Annotated in this window: 13 protein-coding genes; 7 read left to right on the top strand and 6 right to left on the bottom strand. The window is 43.7% G+C overall.

Annotated features, from left to right (window positions below; genetic code table 11):
* Positions 1-31 precede the first annotated feature (31 nt).
* Together KI350_RS01290 and KI350_RS01285 are read right to left on the bottom strand one after the other, a co-directional pair.
* Positions 32-826: an SDR family NAD(P)-dependent oxidoreductase gene (locus KI350_RS01290; protein ID WP_011198151.1), complete on the bottom strand. Its 795-nt coding sequence runs from the start codon at positions 824-826 to the stop codon at positions 32-34.
* A gap of 204 nt (positions 827-1,030) precedes the next feature.
* A complete protein-coding gene (locus KI350_RS01285) occupies positions 1,031-1,411 on the bottom strand; it encodes a hypothetical protein (protein WP_003183823.1) in 381 nt (126 codons plus the stop codon).
* Positions 1,412-1,982: 571 nt separating this feature from the next.
* Here KI350_RS01285 and KI350_RS01280 point away from each other — a divergent pair.
* The 6 genes from KI350_RS01280 to KI350_RS01255 all read left to right on the top strand — a co-directional run bounded on the left by KI350_RS01280 (position 1,983) and on the right by KI350_RS01255 (position 9,722).
* Complete coding sequence (locus tag KI350_RS01280; protein ID WP_043054411.1) at positions 1,983-3,356, top strand: MFS transporter; 1,374 nt, start codon at positions 1,983-1,985, stop codon at positions 3,354-3,356.
* Positions 3,357-3,408: 52 nt separating this feature from the next.
* The gene (xynB, locus tag KI350_RS01275) at positions 3,409-5,010 is read left to right on the top strand and encodes a xylan 1,4-beta-xylosidase (protein ID WP_020452348.1); all 1,602 of its coding nucleotides are present in this window, start codon (positions 3,409-3,411) and stop codon (positions 5,008-5,010) included.
* Positions 5,011-5,401: 391 nt separating this feature from the next.
* Entirely contained in the window at positions 5,402-6,289 is an 888-nt protein-coding gene (locus tag KI350_RS01270; protein WP_020452347.1) for a sulfite exporter TauE/SafE family protein, read from the top strand.
* Positions 6,290-6,733: 444 nt separating this feature from the next.
* Positions 6,734-7,969: a cytochrome P450 family protein gene (locus KI350_RS01265; protein ID WP_145685887.1), complete on the top strand. Its 1,236-nt coding sequence runs from the start codon at positions 6,734-6,736 to the stop codon at positions 7,967-7,969.
* Between the two features lie 391 nt (positions 7,970-8,360).
* Positions 8,361-9,188: an alpha/beta hydrolase gene (locus KI350_RS01260; protein ID WP_095290913.1), complete on the top strand. Its 828-nt coding sequence runs from the start codon at positions 8,361-8,363 to the stop codon at positions 9,186-9,188.
* Between the two features lie 156 nt (positions 9,189-9,344).
* Positions 9,345-9,722: a hypothetical protein gene (locus KI350_RS01255; RefSeq protein WP_025811084.1), complete on the top strand. Its 378-nt coding sequence runs from the start codon at positions 9,345-9,347 to the stop codon at positions 9,720-9,722.
* 301 nt (positions 9,723-10,023) lie between these two features.
* Here KI350_RS01255 and KI350_RS01250 read toward each other — a convergent pair whose 3' ends face one another.
* Positions 10,024-10,473: an AraC family transcriptional regulator gene (locus KI350_RS01250; protein WP_025811085.1), complete on the bottom strand. Its 450-nt coding sequence runs from the start codon at positions 10,471-10,473 to the stop codon at positions 10,024-10,026.
* Between the two features lie 503 nt (positions 10,474-10,976).
* Here KI350_RS01250 and KI350_RS01245 point away from each other — a divergent pair.
* Positions 10,977-12,761, top strand: a complete 1,785-nt coding sequence (locus KI350_RS01245; protein ID WP_059231432.1) for an acid phosphatase — start codon at positions 10,977-10,979, stop codon at positions 12,759-12,761.
* 82 nt (positions 12,762-12,843) lie between these two features.
* Here KI350_RS01245 and KI350_RS01240 read toward each other — a convergent pair whose 3' ends face one another.
* The 3 genes from KI350_RS01240 to KI350_RS01230 form a co-directional block, all read right to left on the bottom strand.
* Positions 12,844-13,638, bottom strand: coding sequence for an SDR family NAD(P)-dependent oxidoreductase (locus KI350_RS01240; RefSeq protein ID WP_059231394.1), 795 nt, complete (start codon positions 13,636-13,638; stop codon positions 12,844-12,846).
* A 17-nt stretch (positions 13,639-13,655) separates the two neighbouring features.
* The gene (locus tag KI350_RS01235; protein ID WP_229029916.1) at positions 13,656-14,558 is read right to left on the bottom strand and encodes an AraC family transcriptional regulator; all 903 of its coding nucleotides are present in this window, start codon (positions 14,556-14,558) and stop codon (positions 13,656-13,658) included.
* Positions 14,559-14,967: 409 nt separating this feature from the next.
* Entirely contained in the window at positions 14,968-16,323 is a 1,356-nt protein-coding gene (locus KI350_RS01230; RefSeq protein ID WP_145608344.1) for an MATE family efflux transporter, read from the bottom strand.
* Positions 16,324-16,357: the final 34 nt, after the last annotated feature.

Here is a 16,357-nt window from a genome sequence, read left to right as displayed (position 1 = left end):
GGCTGGAATGCCGGGCATTCCAGCCTTTCCTTTAAAAGACGCTGCGGACCAATCCGCCGTCCGCACGCAAGGCTGCACCATTGATCGGCGAAGAAAGCGGACTGCTTAAAAATGTGACAAAGTGCGCGATTTCTTCCGGCCGAATCAGCCTTTGTATGATAGAGGTCGGCCGGTTTTCTTTCATAAACCGCTTTTCCGCTTCTTCGACTGTCAGGTTTTCATCCGGATAGAGGGTCTTCAGCATCGTTTCAACGCCTTCGGTTAAGGTTGAGCCCGGCATGACCGTATTGACGGTCACATTTGTACCTGCCGCTAGCTCTGCCAGGCTCCGGGAAATCGAAAGCTGCATCGTTTTTGTTGCGCTGTAATGAGCCATTTCCTGTGACGGCATAACCGCGGCTTCGCTCGCAATAAAAATGACCCGGCCTTCTTTTTTCTCGATCATGCTTTGCAAATACCTCCGCGAGAGCCTTACCCCGCTCATAATATTCACTTCGAAAAAGCGGAACCAATCCTCATCCGGTATCTCGAAATATTCCGCCGGTTCAAAGATCCCTAAATTATTGACCAGAATATCAACATCCGGGAATGCTGCTAATAGGCTTTGACACCCTTTTTCAGTGCCAAGGTCATAAGGGGCCGCTTGAAGAACAGCCTCGGGAAATTGGCCTTTCAATTCGTCTATTGTTTGGTTGACCTTTTCTTGCCGGCGTCCGTTAATGATGACAGACGCACCTTCTTTCGCAAGTGAAGCGGCAATCGCTTTGCCGATTCCGGACGTCGATCCGGTCACCAACGCTCTTTTTCCCCGTAAATCCAAGTTCATCATTGATCCCTCCGTTTTCTTTTCATTATAAACAGAACAATGTCAAACAAAACATCAATTATGATTATGGAACAGAAGACACCAAAACGGAAGTACGCACTTTTAAGTCATATAGGCACTTTTTTGTGCCTATAGGTATAAGGAGGGAACTTGATCAAAAAAACCCGCCGGCTGTAAACGGCGGGCTTGCTGTTTATGGGAAATTCAATCATAACAAGTAACGGTGATATATGTATCATTCCCTTTAAACAGGACGAGTTCTGCTTGTTTATTCGCACCATCTGTAAAACTGCTGACATCGATCGCCGGACTGTTGCTTTTCGGTCCGACGTAGAAATTTTTTCTTGCGATTTCAGGCGTGCTTCCCGCCCCGTCAACTTCATACAGCGTAAATGTAAAGCCGTAAAAGCTGTTGTTGTGAAAATAAAATTTCCCTCCGCTTGATTTGATGATCGGAGTTTGCGACGTCATGCCGTATGTGCCGATATTATCCCATACACCGGCACCTGCTGCAGTCGCCGAAGAAAAAGGCAAAAGCAAACACGCCAAAGTGAGCAGTAAGGCACCGATTTTGCTGAATTTCATGATTGGTCCTCCTTTTTAGTCACTACACTGGGGATTGTATCATTCATCACAGATGAAAGAATGAGGCATTGTTCCCTGAAAAATTGGGTTTATCTTTTTCATATGATGCACTTTTTGCGAACGGCATCCATAAATTGTGCTTTTATTAAGAAAAAAGGCCGATCATGGTGCTGCGGCGCTGTAACAAATGAAGCTGATATCCCATGAAGGCCTCCGCGGTTTTTCGAGTTTTTTTCTTTTGAAATTGAAATAGACACTGCTAATGATTGACAACATTTTCAAACTGACTTAAACTTAGTTTGATGATTAAACTAAGTGTGTGCATAAGGAGTGGATGAAAGAGGGAGATCATTTTATGTTCTGATCAAAGCAACCTTCGAAATCTGATTCTTGCGAAAATTGAAAAATGGAGGTGATAAGATGACATAAACCTACAATCTAGTATTCGTGGTTGACGAGTGAAGCATCTGTCTCACTTCGGCTGAAAGGCCGCTTGCCAGGTTCAATGTATGCGCTTTCATAAAAACTTATCATAAAGCCGTTTTGAAAGGCTGTGGAGGAGGTAAGAATCATGACGGGTGGACATGTAAACCAAGTTAGTATGTATGAGAAATCCGGTTATGCTTCTGGAGATTTAGCATGTAATTTAATTTACACCACGGTTTCTACATATCTGTTATTTTTCTATACGGATGTTTATGGTTTATCAGCCGCTGCCGCTGGAACAATGTTTCTGATTGTTCGAATCATTGATGCGCTTGCCGATCCTTTTATCGGAACATTAGTAGACCGAACAAACAGCAGATTCGGGAGGTTTAGGCCGTATCTGCTGTTCGGCGCGTTTCCGCTTGCTGTACTTGCCATCCTCTGTTTTACAACTCCAGATTTTTCAGATACCGGAAAATTAATCTACGCTTATATCACGTATGTCGGGTTATCACTCACATATACAGCGATAAATGTTCCATACGGCGCATTAACCTCCGCGATGACGAGAGATAATCAAGAGGTCGTCAGCATTACTTCGGTTCGGATGGTCTTTGCCAATCTTGGCGGACTCATCGTATCTTTTTTTGTTCCTTTACTTTCTACTTATTTAGGTGATACGACAGGAAACACGGCTCTTGGCTGGCAGCTGACGATGAGCATGCTGGGGATAATTGGCGCCTGTCTATTAATCTTTTGTTTTAAAAGTACAAAAGAACGGGTCACTCTGCCAATGTCCGAAGAAAAAATTAAATTTTCCGATCTATTCGAGCAATTCCGGGTGAATCGTCCGTTAGTCGTTTTAAGCATTTTCTTTATCATTATTTTTGGCGTCAACTCGATAAGCAATTCCGTCGGCATCTACTACATGACGTACAATGTAGGCAGAGCCGATCTTGTGAAATGGTACGGCTTGCTTGGAAGCCTTCCTGCATTGGCCATCCTGCCGTTTATACCCCGAATCAATAAGTGGCTGGGAAAGAGAAAGCTATTAAATGCCGCTTTATTATTAAATATCATTGGACTTTTAGCCATTCTCATTGTTCCGCCAAGCAATGTGTTTCTGGTGCTCTTCTTTCGGGTCATTGCCGCAGTTGGAAGCGTGACGGCCGGGGGATATATGTGGGCGCTTATCCCTGAAACAATCGAATATGGCGAATATAAGACAGGGAAACGTTTGAGTGGATTGATTTATGCGATTATCGGCTTCTTTTTCAAGTTTGGCATGGCACTCGGCGGAATCGTTCCAGGACTCATATTGGAGAAGTTCGGCTATGCCGCAGGCCAGGTCCAAACACCTGAAGCGTTGACAGGGATATTATTAACGACAACTGTAGTTCCGGTTATTTTCCTTATATTGGCTATGATCGACATTAATTTTTACAATTTAAGCGATGAAAAATATGCAAAAGTCGTACGTGAATTAGAGAATAGAGATAAAGTGACTTGGACTCTATGAAGAATTTCAGTAGAAATATACATTTTAAAGACAACCGTGAGGAGGAATGAAGATGAAAATTATCAATCCGGTGCTTAAAGGTTTCAACCCGGATCCATCCATATGTAGAGTAGGGGAAGATTATTATATCGCAGTATCCACCTTCGAATGGTTTCCAGGAGTGCAAATCCATCATTCAAAAGATTTGGTGAATTGGCGTTTAATTGCACATCCGTTGCAGAGGGTTTCACAATTGGATATGAAAGGGAATCCCGACTCAGGCGGTGTATGGGCGCCTTGTCTAAGTTACAGTGAAGGAAAGTTTTGGCTTATATATACAGATGTAAAAGTTGTGGATGGAGCCTGGAAAGACTGTCATAACTATTTAGTTACTTGCGAAACCGTCGATGGAGATTGGGGGGAGCCGATTCAACTAAATAGTTCCGGCTTCGATGCTTCATTGTTCCATGATGTCGACGGAAGAAAATATTTGTTAAATATGCTGTGGGATCACCGGATCGGCCGCCATTCATTCGGAGGCATTGTGATGCAGGAATTTTCCGTGCGCGAAAAAAGGCTTATCCATCAACCGAAAATCATTTTTGAAGGCACAGATATTAAACTGACTGAAGCGCCGCACCTTTATCATATCGGGGATTATTACTATTTGTTGACAGCGGAAGGCGGGACCCGTTACGAGCATGCCGCCACAATTGCCCGTTCAAAACATATCGAAGGACCATATGAGATTCACCCCGACAATCCAATTTTAACGTCTTGGCACGAACCTCGGAATCCGTTGCAGAAATGCGGACATGCATCAATTGTGGAAACGCATACAGGCGAGTGGTATTTAGCTCACTTAACCGGGCGTCCTATTCATCCTGCTGATGACTCGGTTATTCACCAAAGAGGATATTGTCCTTTGGGAAGAGAAACCGCGATTCAAAAATTAGAGTGGAAAGACGGCTGGCCTTATGTGGCAGGCGGAAAAGAGGGGAGGGTGGAGGTGGAAGCGCCCCGCATATCTGAAACCAAGTTTCCATCGACATATCAGGAAGTCGATCAATTTGCTGATCGGACATTAAATATGAACTTTCAGACATTGCGGATTCCCTTTACGAAAGAATTAGGATCATTGACTGAAAGGCCGAATCATTTACGTTTATATGGACGTGAATCACTAACCTCTACATTTACCCAGGCGTTTGTAGCCAGGCGTTGGCAAAGCCTCCGTTTTACAGCGGAGACTGCTGTTGATTTCAACCCGGAGACCTTTCAGCAAGCCGCGGGACTCGTGAATTACTACAACACCGAAAACTGGACGGCTCTTCAAGTGACTTATGATGAAGACCTTGGGCGCATTTTGGATGTAACGATATGCGATAATTTTACATTCTCACAGCCGATAAAAGACAAAATTGTCATCCCGCGGGACATACAATATGTTTATTTAAGAGTAAATGTCGAATGGGAAACATATTATTACTCCTATTCTTTTAATAAAAAAGACTGGTATAAAATTGAGATCCCGTTGGAATCTAAAAAACTGTCAGATGATTATGTGCGCGGAGGAGGATTCTTCACCGGAGCTTTTGTGGGAATGCAATGCCAAGATACAAGCGGAGCACATCAACATGCCGATTTTGATTACTTTATGTACAAAGAGCTATGAGTCAACAAAATACCGCTCCCGACAATCGGGAGCGGTTCAAATTTGTTTTCTTCCCTTCCCATTTTAATGCCTCTTTCCTTCCTCGGTTAATTTAAAAGTTGTCATCCTCGCTCGCTTTGGGGTAAGTGAAACGCAAAAGGAGCAGATGCATTATGAACCTTTCAAATTAAACTTCATTACTAAACAATGATTACAGAAGGTGTTCATTAATGAACATCCATAAGACAAAAGACCGGGGGATAGGCGCTCATTTTGCATGCATATGCTCTTTTTTGCTGGTGTCGATGAAAAATACAAAAAATTTATATTTTTCAAATTCCCACTTTACAGGTAGGTATAGTATAGATTATATTTAACAATAAAAATAAACCAATTGAAGTGGGAGGCCAACATGAAAAAGCTGATTGTGTTTGTCTTGATAGGATTATTTGCGCAGCTGATAGATGGCGCCTTAGGGATGGCGTACGGGGTGACATCGTCGTCATTGCTGCTTGCCTTCGGCATCGCACCGGCGGTTGCGTCAGCATCCGTTCACCTGGCGGAAGTCGTCACAACCGCGGCATCCGGTGTGTCGCATATAAAGTTTGGAAACGTTGATAAACAAACGGTCAAACGACTCGTCATCCCGGGATCACTCGGGGCATTTCTCGGCGCTTCCTTTTTAAGCAACATTCCGGGCGAGCTTGCGAAACCTTATATTTCAATATTTCTGCTTGTCCTCGGCGTGTATGTGCTCACTCGATTTCTATTCATGTTTAAAATAGGAGAGCAAAAAAGCGGTATCAGCCTTTCGAGAAAAAAAGCCGTTCCCCTGGGATTAATCGCGGGTTTTGCTGATGCAACCGGAGGGGGAGGCTGGGGGCCGATTGCCACTCCAGTTTTGTTATCCAAAAAAGGCGTCAGTGCGAGAAAAGTAGTGGGTACTGTTGACACAAGCGAGTTTGCTATTGCCGTTTCGGCAACGTTAGGATTTTTCATTTCTCTCGGCTGGGAAGAAGTCAATTGGCTGTGGGTTGGTGCATTGATGATTGGCGGAATTATTGCGGCTCCGATTGCCGCCTGGCTGGTGCAGAAGGTGCATGCCCGATTAATGGGCGTTCTGGTCGGCGGACTGATCATTCTCGTCAACACAAGAACGCTTGTCCATTCGTGGATCAATCAAACAGCATTATATCCGGCTATTTATATTGGAATCATCGCAGTTTGGATATCAGCTATTGTATATATTGTTGTAAAAATAAGAACAAGTGATCAAACTGCTCAAGCATTAAATCAATAATCTTGCGACGGCTTCAGATATCATGAGCGTTTTAAAAAAGATGCGGAAGTCGATAAGCAAGAGAAGGGAAGAACTTCAGGCCGTCAACAAACGAATACATTCCGATCGGACAACCGAAGGGCTCCTGTTAGACTGCCGTTCCTTGAAAAGGAACTGTAAACTAAGAGGACTTTTTATTTTTAAATTTACTTATAGCGAGATCGGCATAGCGCCGGTCTCAACTTGTTTTCATGCCTCTTTTTGCATTCCCCGTCTCATTTCTAAACAATGAATGCGGAAGGTGTTTATTAATGAACATCTCCAGCTTGATTGCCGATTGAATGCGGGTTTTCCTGGAATTATAATATTTGTGAATGAGTGGATGTGAATAGCCTAACGCACTATCGCGGTTTATCATTCCGGTGCAGGCTGTTATTTACAAAAATAGAGATGGAGGTAGGATGTATGTCTTCAAAACAAGAGGAGAGCTTCGCCATATTAACTGAGAGAGAATTGTCTTCTGCGGCATTTAAAGATGAAGCGTACGAATTTTACAAGCGATTACGCGCTTCCCGTCCTGTCTATCCCGTATCGATGGGAGATCTGGGTGAGGGCTGGCTCATTACGAGGTACGATGACGCGGTCCGTATATTAAAGGATGCAAGAATGAAGAAAAACTACGAAAATGTGTTTACAGAAGAAGAATTAGAAAACTTCTCCGCTCTGGGAAATGAAGAACCTTTATCAAAGCATATGCTCAACTTAGATCCTCCCGACCACGGCCGTTTGCGGTCCCTTGTTCAGAAAGCATTTACTCCCCGGATGATATTGCAGCTCGAAGGAAGAATCCAACAAATCGCTGATTCCTTATTGGATGAAGTAGAACCGAACCATTCTATGAATCTTGTAGACGACTACGCTTTTCCCCTGCCGATTATCGTGATCAGTGAGATGCTTGGTATTCCAGTTGAAGATCGGCAAAAATTCAGGGTTTGGTCCCAGGCGATTATTGATTTTTCCGACACTCCTGAAAGCCTGGAGGAATACAAGCATAAAATAGGCGAATTCGCTGAATACCTGGAATATTTGGTCCGCAAAAAAAGGGAGGAGCCGGCTGAGGATTTAGTCAGTGCATTAATTCAGGCAGAAAGCGAAGGAACGACATTAAGCATAGAAGAGCTGTATTCGACAATTATGCTCCTTATCGTTGCAGGACATGAGACAACGGTAAACTTAATAACCAATATGACCTTTGCCTTGCTGAACCACCCTGATCAGCTGGAAAAGCTTCGTCAAAATCCTGATTTAATCGACTCAGCCATTGAAGAGGCGCTCAGATTTTACAGTCCAGTGGAATTAACCACCCTGCGCTGGGCGGCCGAACCATTTACATTGCACGGGCAGGAGATTAAGCGAAAAGATGTGATCATCGTTTCATTAGCGTCAGCCAACCGCGATGACACGGTTTTCCCGAATGCCGACCGCTTTGATATTGAAAGAAAGGATAACCGCCACCTTGCCTTTGGCCATGGCAGCCATTTTTGCCTCGGCGCACCGCTTGCCCGGCTGGAAGCCAAAATCGCAATTCAAACATTGCTGCGCGGCTTTGAACATATAGAGATCAAAGGTGAAAGGGAGCAGATCAAATGGAAAGGCAATTTTCTGATGAGAGCTTTAGAAGAACTGCCACTATGTTTTTAAATGGTTGGATTTACAGTCAGCCGTGATATGTTTGCTGTCATTTCGGCTCGAAGAAAAAGCAGACGACCATCTATCACAGGACTCATAAAAATCGTACTCCCCGATATGACGGGGAGTACTTTTCTTGCCGGCTTAATTGTCTAATACTTTTTCAGGCCGCTTTTGCGAATGCAGCCTCTCATATTTTCCTCGCAGGTTTACAGCCCTCGACAGTAAAAACCTTTAATTCTCTCATTGATTTTAAAATTTGTAAGTTTCTTGTTTCTGTTTATAATTAGAAACATATGCTAATGTTCCGCCGCCTTAAAACTGATTAACAGATGAGCATTCCCGGAATGTTCCGTGAGACGTTTTAAAATATACTGGCTAAAGAAGAAAGGTGTTTTTAAACTTGAGAGGATTCATCAAATGGACAGGGGTGGCGATTCTGTGTATTGGCTTGATCGCCTGTACTTCCAACAAGAATGCTGAAAATGTTCATTACGCAAAAGACGACAGACAAACATTGGATATTTATACACCGCAAACAAACGAGGATGAAAAACATCCTGTTCTCATCTATCTTCACGGTGGAGGATGGACAAGCGGCGACAAAAGCAGGGCTGCTTCGAAGCCGGCATTGTTCACGGAAAACGGCTATGTTTTCGTATCTGTCAACTATCGGCTTCATCCCGATGTTCAGTATGAAGAGATGGCTGATGATGCGGCTAAGGCCGTTAAATGGGTGATGGATCATGCTGATGAATATCAAATCGATCCGTCAAAAATCAATGTTATGGGACATTCGGCAGGAGGGCACTTGGCCGCCTTAATTGCCGCAAATCCGGCATATTTAAATCGTGTCGGCCTCACGCCGGCCTCGCTCAATTCGATTGTGGTTTTAGATGGACCCTTGGATATGAAACGATTCATCGAAGCGATCCCGTCTTATAAAAAAGTGTTCGGCACAGACGAAAAGGTGTGGACAGAAGCATCGCCGCTTTCCTACATCAACAACTCAAAATTGCCGCCTGCCTATCTTGTGACCCGCTGGGAAGACCCCGCCGTCTACAAATTCGCGGAAACCGTAAACAAAGCGAAAGCAACGGATTTTGTGTATCGGGTCAACAGCTTATCTCACAGTGATTTAAATAAGATGTTCGGCTCACCGGATGCGCCGGCAGAAGCACAGAATCTGACAAAAGCGGTTATGGCGTTTTTAGAGAAGGAAAATAAATAAGTGTAAATGGATTTCGGTCAAGTTCATAAGCGCTTTAAAGATTAGGAGAGAGGGGCTGGATTTTAAGATCTGTCCTCTCTATTGAATTTTCTTTTTTCTTCACAATGTTTTCCGCCTTTAATTTTGATATTTACTTTTAGAGGGAGAGATAGAAAAATGAGCACGCGGAAAATTGGTGCAATTATAATTGGTATTGCTACTCTCATCGCAATAGCTTACACAACTTACAAAATGATGTCAGGAAAAGATGTGGGTTTCAATGAAATTATAACGATATCGATATTTTTCATGATGTTTTTTTCTGTAATGGCTAGGGAGGATAAGAAGGAAGAAGATCAAAGTGATGAACTTGATCAAAAAGTTCTCGAGAAAAGCTCGAAAATCAGTTATTTTATTCTGTTATTTGCGATATTGTTAGCTGTGTTTGCTGATCAATTAGTGAACGGAACCATTAATATATTTTTGTTAGCTGTGTTAAGCTTGGGAATGGTTATATTTCCTGTCGTTGAATATCTGGTTGCGAAGAAGCGTTAATTTATGAAACCAAAAAGAGCTGTCAATACAGCTCTTTTTCATATAACGAAGTTCTTGATATGTACTTTAGTGAAAACCTTCCGTTTCTTTAGCCCGCTTTCCCGAAGTCTACCGTGTCCCGCTATGTCGTCAGTATGTCTACCGTCACTAACTGAATTCAGAAAAATGTTTGACAAACAAGAAGGTAAAATTTATTATATCATTACCTCGACTGCTTCAACTGCAGTTAGATCTGAAATACATAGTAGGTCTGTCATGTTGTTCATCCTTTAAACAGAAGGTAGGAAATGTCCCTGCTTCGTTACTGTATAGGAACTAATATTTCACACAAATGATTATCAATCATTTGTGAGGTATATCTTTCTATAATTGGTTGTTCTCTTATTGATAGATTATTTCTTTCTATCTCAGAAAAAATATTGCCCCAAAATTCACTGACTGCCTCTTTTGTATGGTCAAGCAAGAAAACAGCGTATTTCCCACCAGAAAATTCACCAACATGAGCTGGTTTTTCCACATTAAAATCTTTATTTATAACAACGCAAACATCATAACGACATTCCTCTTTAGGAGTAATCTCTGGGTTATCTTGTGGTATGCCTAAAATTGTAGAATTATCAAATACACCATTCGATTTTGCCCACTTTTTAAAATTCTCCATTAATTCTTTGTTTTGCTTTTCACCATACTCCCCAACATTTCGGAAATAAGCAATCCTTGATTCAGGTAATTCTTCAATAGTTATTTTCATATTTAATCCTCCTTTCTTAGATAAGGTAATTCGATTTAAAATGTTTTTCAAGTTATTTTTTAAAAGATTCTGATTATAATAGGGTTTAATTAATCCATTATTACACTATATAATCCGATTTATGATGTGATTTTTATCAAGCAATTAAAATATGAATTCCACGATATATTCCGAAGACCCCTTATTTTTATTGTCTCTCATTTACCTATTAGGCCGGTATCTTTCTCACTTTAAACACTCCCGCTTCCAAGCATGACACATAACTCACCAAGATCCTTTGCGGCCTGCGGGATGCGCTTTTTTTCTTTGAATCCAAAAAAGCTCTGACAGTGCCTTCAATCCGATGTTTGCGTATACACGATCTTTCAACTGTTTAGAGAGAACGTTGAAAAATATAAACAAAACATTAATAAAATCAAGCCATTTGATTTAACAAATTTACGATACGATCATATAGAACTTGATGGTTGGGAGATTAAGAGTAAGGGGGATATGATGTGAGAATGAAACGATTAAGGATGAGGAAGCATTTACTGATAGCTGTCTGTTCTTTGGCACTTCTTCTAAGTTCTCTGGTTGTAGGCGATGCGAGCGCGGCAACTAAACCAACAACTGCAGCTTCGCCGCAGTCTTCCGGATTTTTCGTAGATCATTACAAAAATAATATCTCTGCTAATATGACGGTGGAATCCAATCCAGTCATCGGGGTGCTTTCCGAATTTAATAAACTTTGGATCCCCGGAAAGACGTGGAATACCGGTACTAAACTGAACAGAAGAGTGTTGGATGCCAACATCCAAAAAGTCGTGGATATTACTGAACACCGCACGATGTTTGAGGAAAATGCTGCATATTTTGATGATCGGAGGGGCCAGAGCTACAGTGTTATTGACGGCCTCGGGAAGCTTGCTGACGTCTATCGAATGAACGCGGGAGCGACGACAACGATCATCAGCATCCCGGCAGATGCCTCGATAAAAAAATATCATGATGAAGGAACCAATTCAGGCAGCACCAGTTCGGAACTTGGACATGTCGTGAGCTTGGTCAATACTTTACGCGGCAACTATTCTTCATCGAATCCGGCTAAAGGCTATTTCAATTATCCCCGTCCGTTTCGCTGGAAAGACAATTCGATCATTGTTCCAACGCTTATTCCCGTCATCAATCCTGATCCGAACAAAGACGGAGGTTTTCCAAGCGGACATACGAACGCCGCATATCTCAGCGCTTTTGCCATGGCCTATGCGATACCAGAGCGTTATCAGGAGCTGCTGACTCGCGCTTCTGAACTCGGTCATAACCGGATTGTTGCCGGTATGCATTCCCCGCTGGACGTCATGGGGGGAAGGGTCATGGCAACAGCGTTGTCAGCTGCGATTCTGTCTGATCCCGACAATGAAAGATTGAAGAAAGCCGCTTATGATGAAGCTCATCGTAAACTATTAACGCAAACCGGGACAGGCGAAGACAGATACAGCGATTATGAAACGAATAAAAAACAATATACGGAACGATTGACATATGGATTTCGTCAAATGAAGACAACCGCTAAACCAATGGCAGTTCCAAAGGGAGCCGAAGTCCTGCTGGAAACGCGTTTTCCTTACCTTGACAAAAAGCAGCGCCGTTTGATTTTAGCAACTACCGGTCTTCCGGCCGGCTATCCTGTTCTTGATGATGCGGAAGGATGGGGAAGGCTTAATCTCTTTTCCGCCGCAGATGGGTATGGTGCTTTTACCAAAGATGTTACCGTGAAGATGGATGCTGCCAAAGGCGGCTTCCAAGCAACGGATCGCTGGCGCAACGACATCTCCGGCGCTGGAAAGCTGACCAAAAAGGGGACAGGCACTTTGAAGCTGGAAGGGAAAAATACATATTCCGGCGGTACACGGATTGATCAAGGGACGCTTGAGGGCGGTTCGGAGACAGCTTTCGGGAGAGGTGATGTTTCACTGGGAAGGGGCACCCTTAGGGAAGATGTGCCGGGAAAACTGATGATCGGGGGAGACTACAAACAATCTGCTGAAGGAATACTTGAACTTCATCTCAGCGGAAAAAAAGATCAGTTGAAAATTAAAGGAAAAGCAAGATTAAAGGGGACATTACGTCTCAATTTTATAGACAATTACATTCCGGCTGATGGATCGGCGGTCATAACCTTCCGCAAGCGTCATGGCTCATTTTCTTCCGTCGAAACCAGAGGATTGCCAAGCAAATATAAAGTGAAGATCATCTATAAGTCCAACAGTATTCAGTTGAAAGTTGATCAAAAGGGGAGAAGCTGATCTTCATCAAAAGCTGCAAGCTGACGCTTACTGTCGCCAGCTTGTTTTTCGTTTTGACGAAGTCTATTTTGAACAGGAGATCTTAAAAAATAGTCGGCACCATTCCTCCGTCCATACGGATCGGAGACCCTTTAAATGCGGATGCATAAGGACTGCATACAAATGCCGCCAGTCTGCCGATTTCAATAGGTTTGATAAATCGCTGTATTTCGGATTGAGGCAGGTTTGTGGTCATAAATTTCTTCTCTTTTTCTGAAAAAGTCATTCCTTCATCAGGGTACATTCCCTCAATGATTTGCTTCACATTCTCAGAGAGCGTCGGCCCCGGCATGATCGTATTAACTGTCACTTCTGTTCCGATTGTTAATTTTGATAAGCTTTTTGCCAATGATAATAGCATTGATTTTGTCATACAATACTGAGGCATCTGTCCTGAAGGCATCATCGCTTCTTCACTTGCAATAAAGATGATGCGGCCAAAATCACTTTTCAGCATTTTAGGCAAATAAAATTTAGTTAAACCGTTTGCAGCCAGAACGTTGGTGCGGAAGTATTTTTCCCATATTTCATCGTCAACGTCCTCATATTCCATGATTTCATAAATGCCCATATTGTTTATTAAAATATCGATTTGAGGGTATTTTTTAAATAAAGCTTCCCTTTGCCTAATATCCACGATGTCAGCCGCGGCGTTTTGGGGAGAGGTGGCAGGAAAAGCTGATTTTATTTCATTGACTGTTCGTTCTGCCTCTTCCTCATTTCGTCCGTTAATGAGGACATGAACACCTTCTTTGGCAAGTTCAATAGCGATGGCTTTTCCTATCCCTTTCGTCGATCCTGTAACTAAAGCTGTTTTGTTCTTTAATCCCATATCCATCAAACATTTCTCCTATTCTAGTTAAGTCCATTCAGCCGGGTTTGCTTACGCCAATTAGAAGGTGTCTCGCCTTCCCAGAGGCGGAAGGCCCGGTAGAACGAGTTCTGATCTTCATATCCGATCAGAAAGGCCACTTCTTTAATATCGAGCGAAGGGTCTGCCAAGTATTCCCGCGCCTGCTCATGTCTGACTTGGATCAACAGCTGTTTGAAGCTAGTGCCTTCATCAGTAAGCCGGCGCTGCAAGGTGCGGCCGCTCATTCCCAATTCGCCCGCGACAGTCTGAATGTCTGGGTGCCCTCCTGTGAGCGTGCGTTTCATGATCCACTTGACCACTTCAGTGATTGAAAGGCTATTTTGCTGATCATTCAACGATTGATCCAGCACGGGAGTCAGAATCTCCAGCAACTCTGCATTATACGAGACAAAGGGGCGGTCCAGATCTCCTCGATGCAGCGTCAGCCGATTCCGATCTGCACCGCTCCGGATACGGCAGCCGAAGTATGCTTCAAGCGCCTGCATGTCGCCCATTGGGTGTGCAAACTCGACCGACTTCGCTGTCAACGGCTGACCTGTACCCCGGCGCCCGAGTTCCAGAAGAAATGCCAGTGTAATGCCAATCAAGAGCGGCGGACCGGGTTGCTTATCATCCAACCATTCCAGTTCGATTGTGCAGTGCTCACTTTCCTCGGTGATACGCAAGCTTTCGGGAGGGCACAATTGTTTATAGCGGGCCATTCGCTTTAGCGCGTCGCGGTAGTCACGAGCATGGTAAGCCGCTAATACGGCTGGAGGGTAATGTGCCGGCTCAAAGCCGGTCGCAAGCTTGATGATTCCTTTGGAAACATCATCAACGAGATCGGAATACGCCTGCCAGATCGCGAGGTATTGGGCGGCGGTGACAACTGGTTCAGTCATCATGGTGAGCGGCAGCTGGGCTTTTCGGAGCACGTCAGAGGCGTTAATTCCTAAGTGACGCAATCCCGCCCAAAACCTGCCGGGAATTTAATTCGATTATGAGACATCATACGTATGAGCACTCCTTTAACTTTCTGCACCTTCGCTCACTTGGTCGTCATTCCATCCTGCCTTATTGGCGGGACAGTTATAACTTTACCTATCCATTGTCGGACTGTAACTAGCAAAGGACGACATTTAACTTGCCGATTACGCCGAACGTGTCAGCGTACGAAGACTGTGACAGGCAGGCGCCTGTATTCTATCATTACCTTCAAATAGGAGGGACAAGTATTATTGTTTGAATCTTCAATTGATGAATGCAGTCCTTAGATATAGGAAACAAGCCGGGAGGAAACTCCCGGCTGTAAAATCATCCCTTGCCAAACACGGGATTTCCTGTTTTCATCACATGTTTTCTCGTCATGAAAAAGAGGAGGGCGGCGACAAAAAACTCGGAAAGCGGCAAGGATAGCCAAACTCCCGTGACGCCAATAAACTTAGGCAAAATCCAAAGCAGGATGAGAAGGGACACGAAGCTTCGCAATATGATGATCAAAGCCGATGAGCCGGCCCGGCCAATGGATTGAAAGTAACTCATATAGACAAAGTTATAGCCAAGGAAGATATACCCGATAAAAAATAGGCGGATTCCATCGATGGCCAGCTCCTGGATTTCGGTTGATTCTATTCCGAATAAACCTACAAGGAACGGTGCAGCCACCCAACCGATAACGAGCAAAAGAATTCCCAGGATAACAGCGGTCTTCTCCCCAATCTTCATGCTGCTTTTGATTCGTTCGCTTTCTTCAGCACCATGATAATAGCTGATCATTGGCTGAAGCGCCATTTCAATGCCGAAGAAGGACAGGAACATAAACCCGTGAAGGTAGTTGATGACCGAGAAGGCAGCGACCCCTCCCGTGCCTGCCAATTCGGACATCGCCAGGTTATACCCTGTTACAAATATGAGGAGCCCGGCCTCCGCCAGAAAACTTGGAAACCCGATGGCAAAGATATGCAGAAGGGATTTCCGGGACCACTGAAACGCCAGCTTTCTCAGTTGCGCTTGACGGTTAAAGAAGTGCAGGGATAATACAAGCAGTCCGGCGAATCCGCCAAGCACCGTTGAAATCGCAGCACCTGTTACCCCCATGTTCAAAATCATGATTGTATAAAAATTCAGAATGATATTCACAATCGATGTTGTTGCAAGAGCTATCATCGAAAGCTTTGGACTGCCGTCATTCCTTACAAAAATACTTAAGACCTGTTCTAATGCGATGACCCAGCCGAATAAAAACATGATGTTTAAGTACTCTATGACGTAAGAAGAGGTGTCGGAGTTAGCGCCAAGCCATAGGGAAATGGCTTGAATATTGAAAAGCCAGAACACCCCTAAAAGCGCACTGATGATTAGTGTAGAGAAGAGAGCCAGAGAAAAAACGCTGCTTGCCTTTTGAGGACGATTCTCCCCGATGCTGATAGAGTACTTCGTTGCTCCGCCTATCCCAACCCACAGAGAGATGGCCATAATCAAAGAAATGACCGGATAGGAAAGGTTCACTCCAGCCAGTGCTGCGGTTCCAATCCCATTTCCAACGAATAGGCCATCAATTAAAATATTCGCTGACATCAAGAGTAATCCAAGCGTTGCAGGGATGAAATATTTAAAAAACACTTGATTAACTGGTAATTTCATTAGCTGCTGATGTGTTTCTGTCATCATGTATTCCTCCTATAATGAGCTACAGGAGTATTCT

The organism is Bacillus sp. J41TS8, assembly GCF_018333035.1.
GTDB classification, from domain to species: Bacteria; Bacillota; Bacilli; order Bacillales; family Bacillaceae; genus Bacillus; species Bacillus paralicheniformis.
The sequence above is the reverse complement of the archived record's forward strand: the minus strand, read 5'-3'. Positions and strand labels throughout refer to the sequence as shown.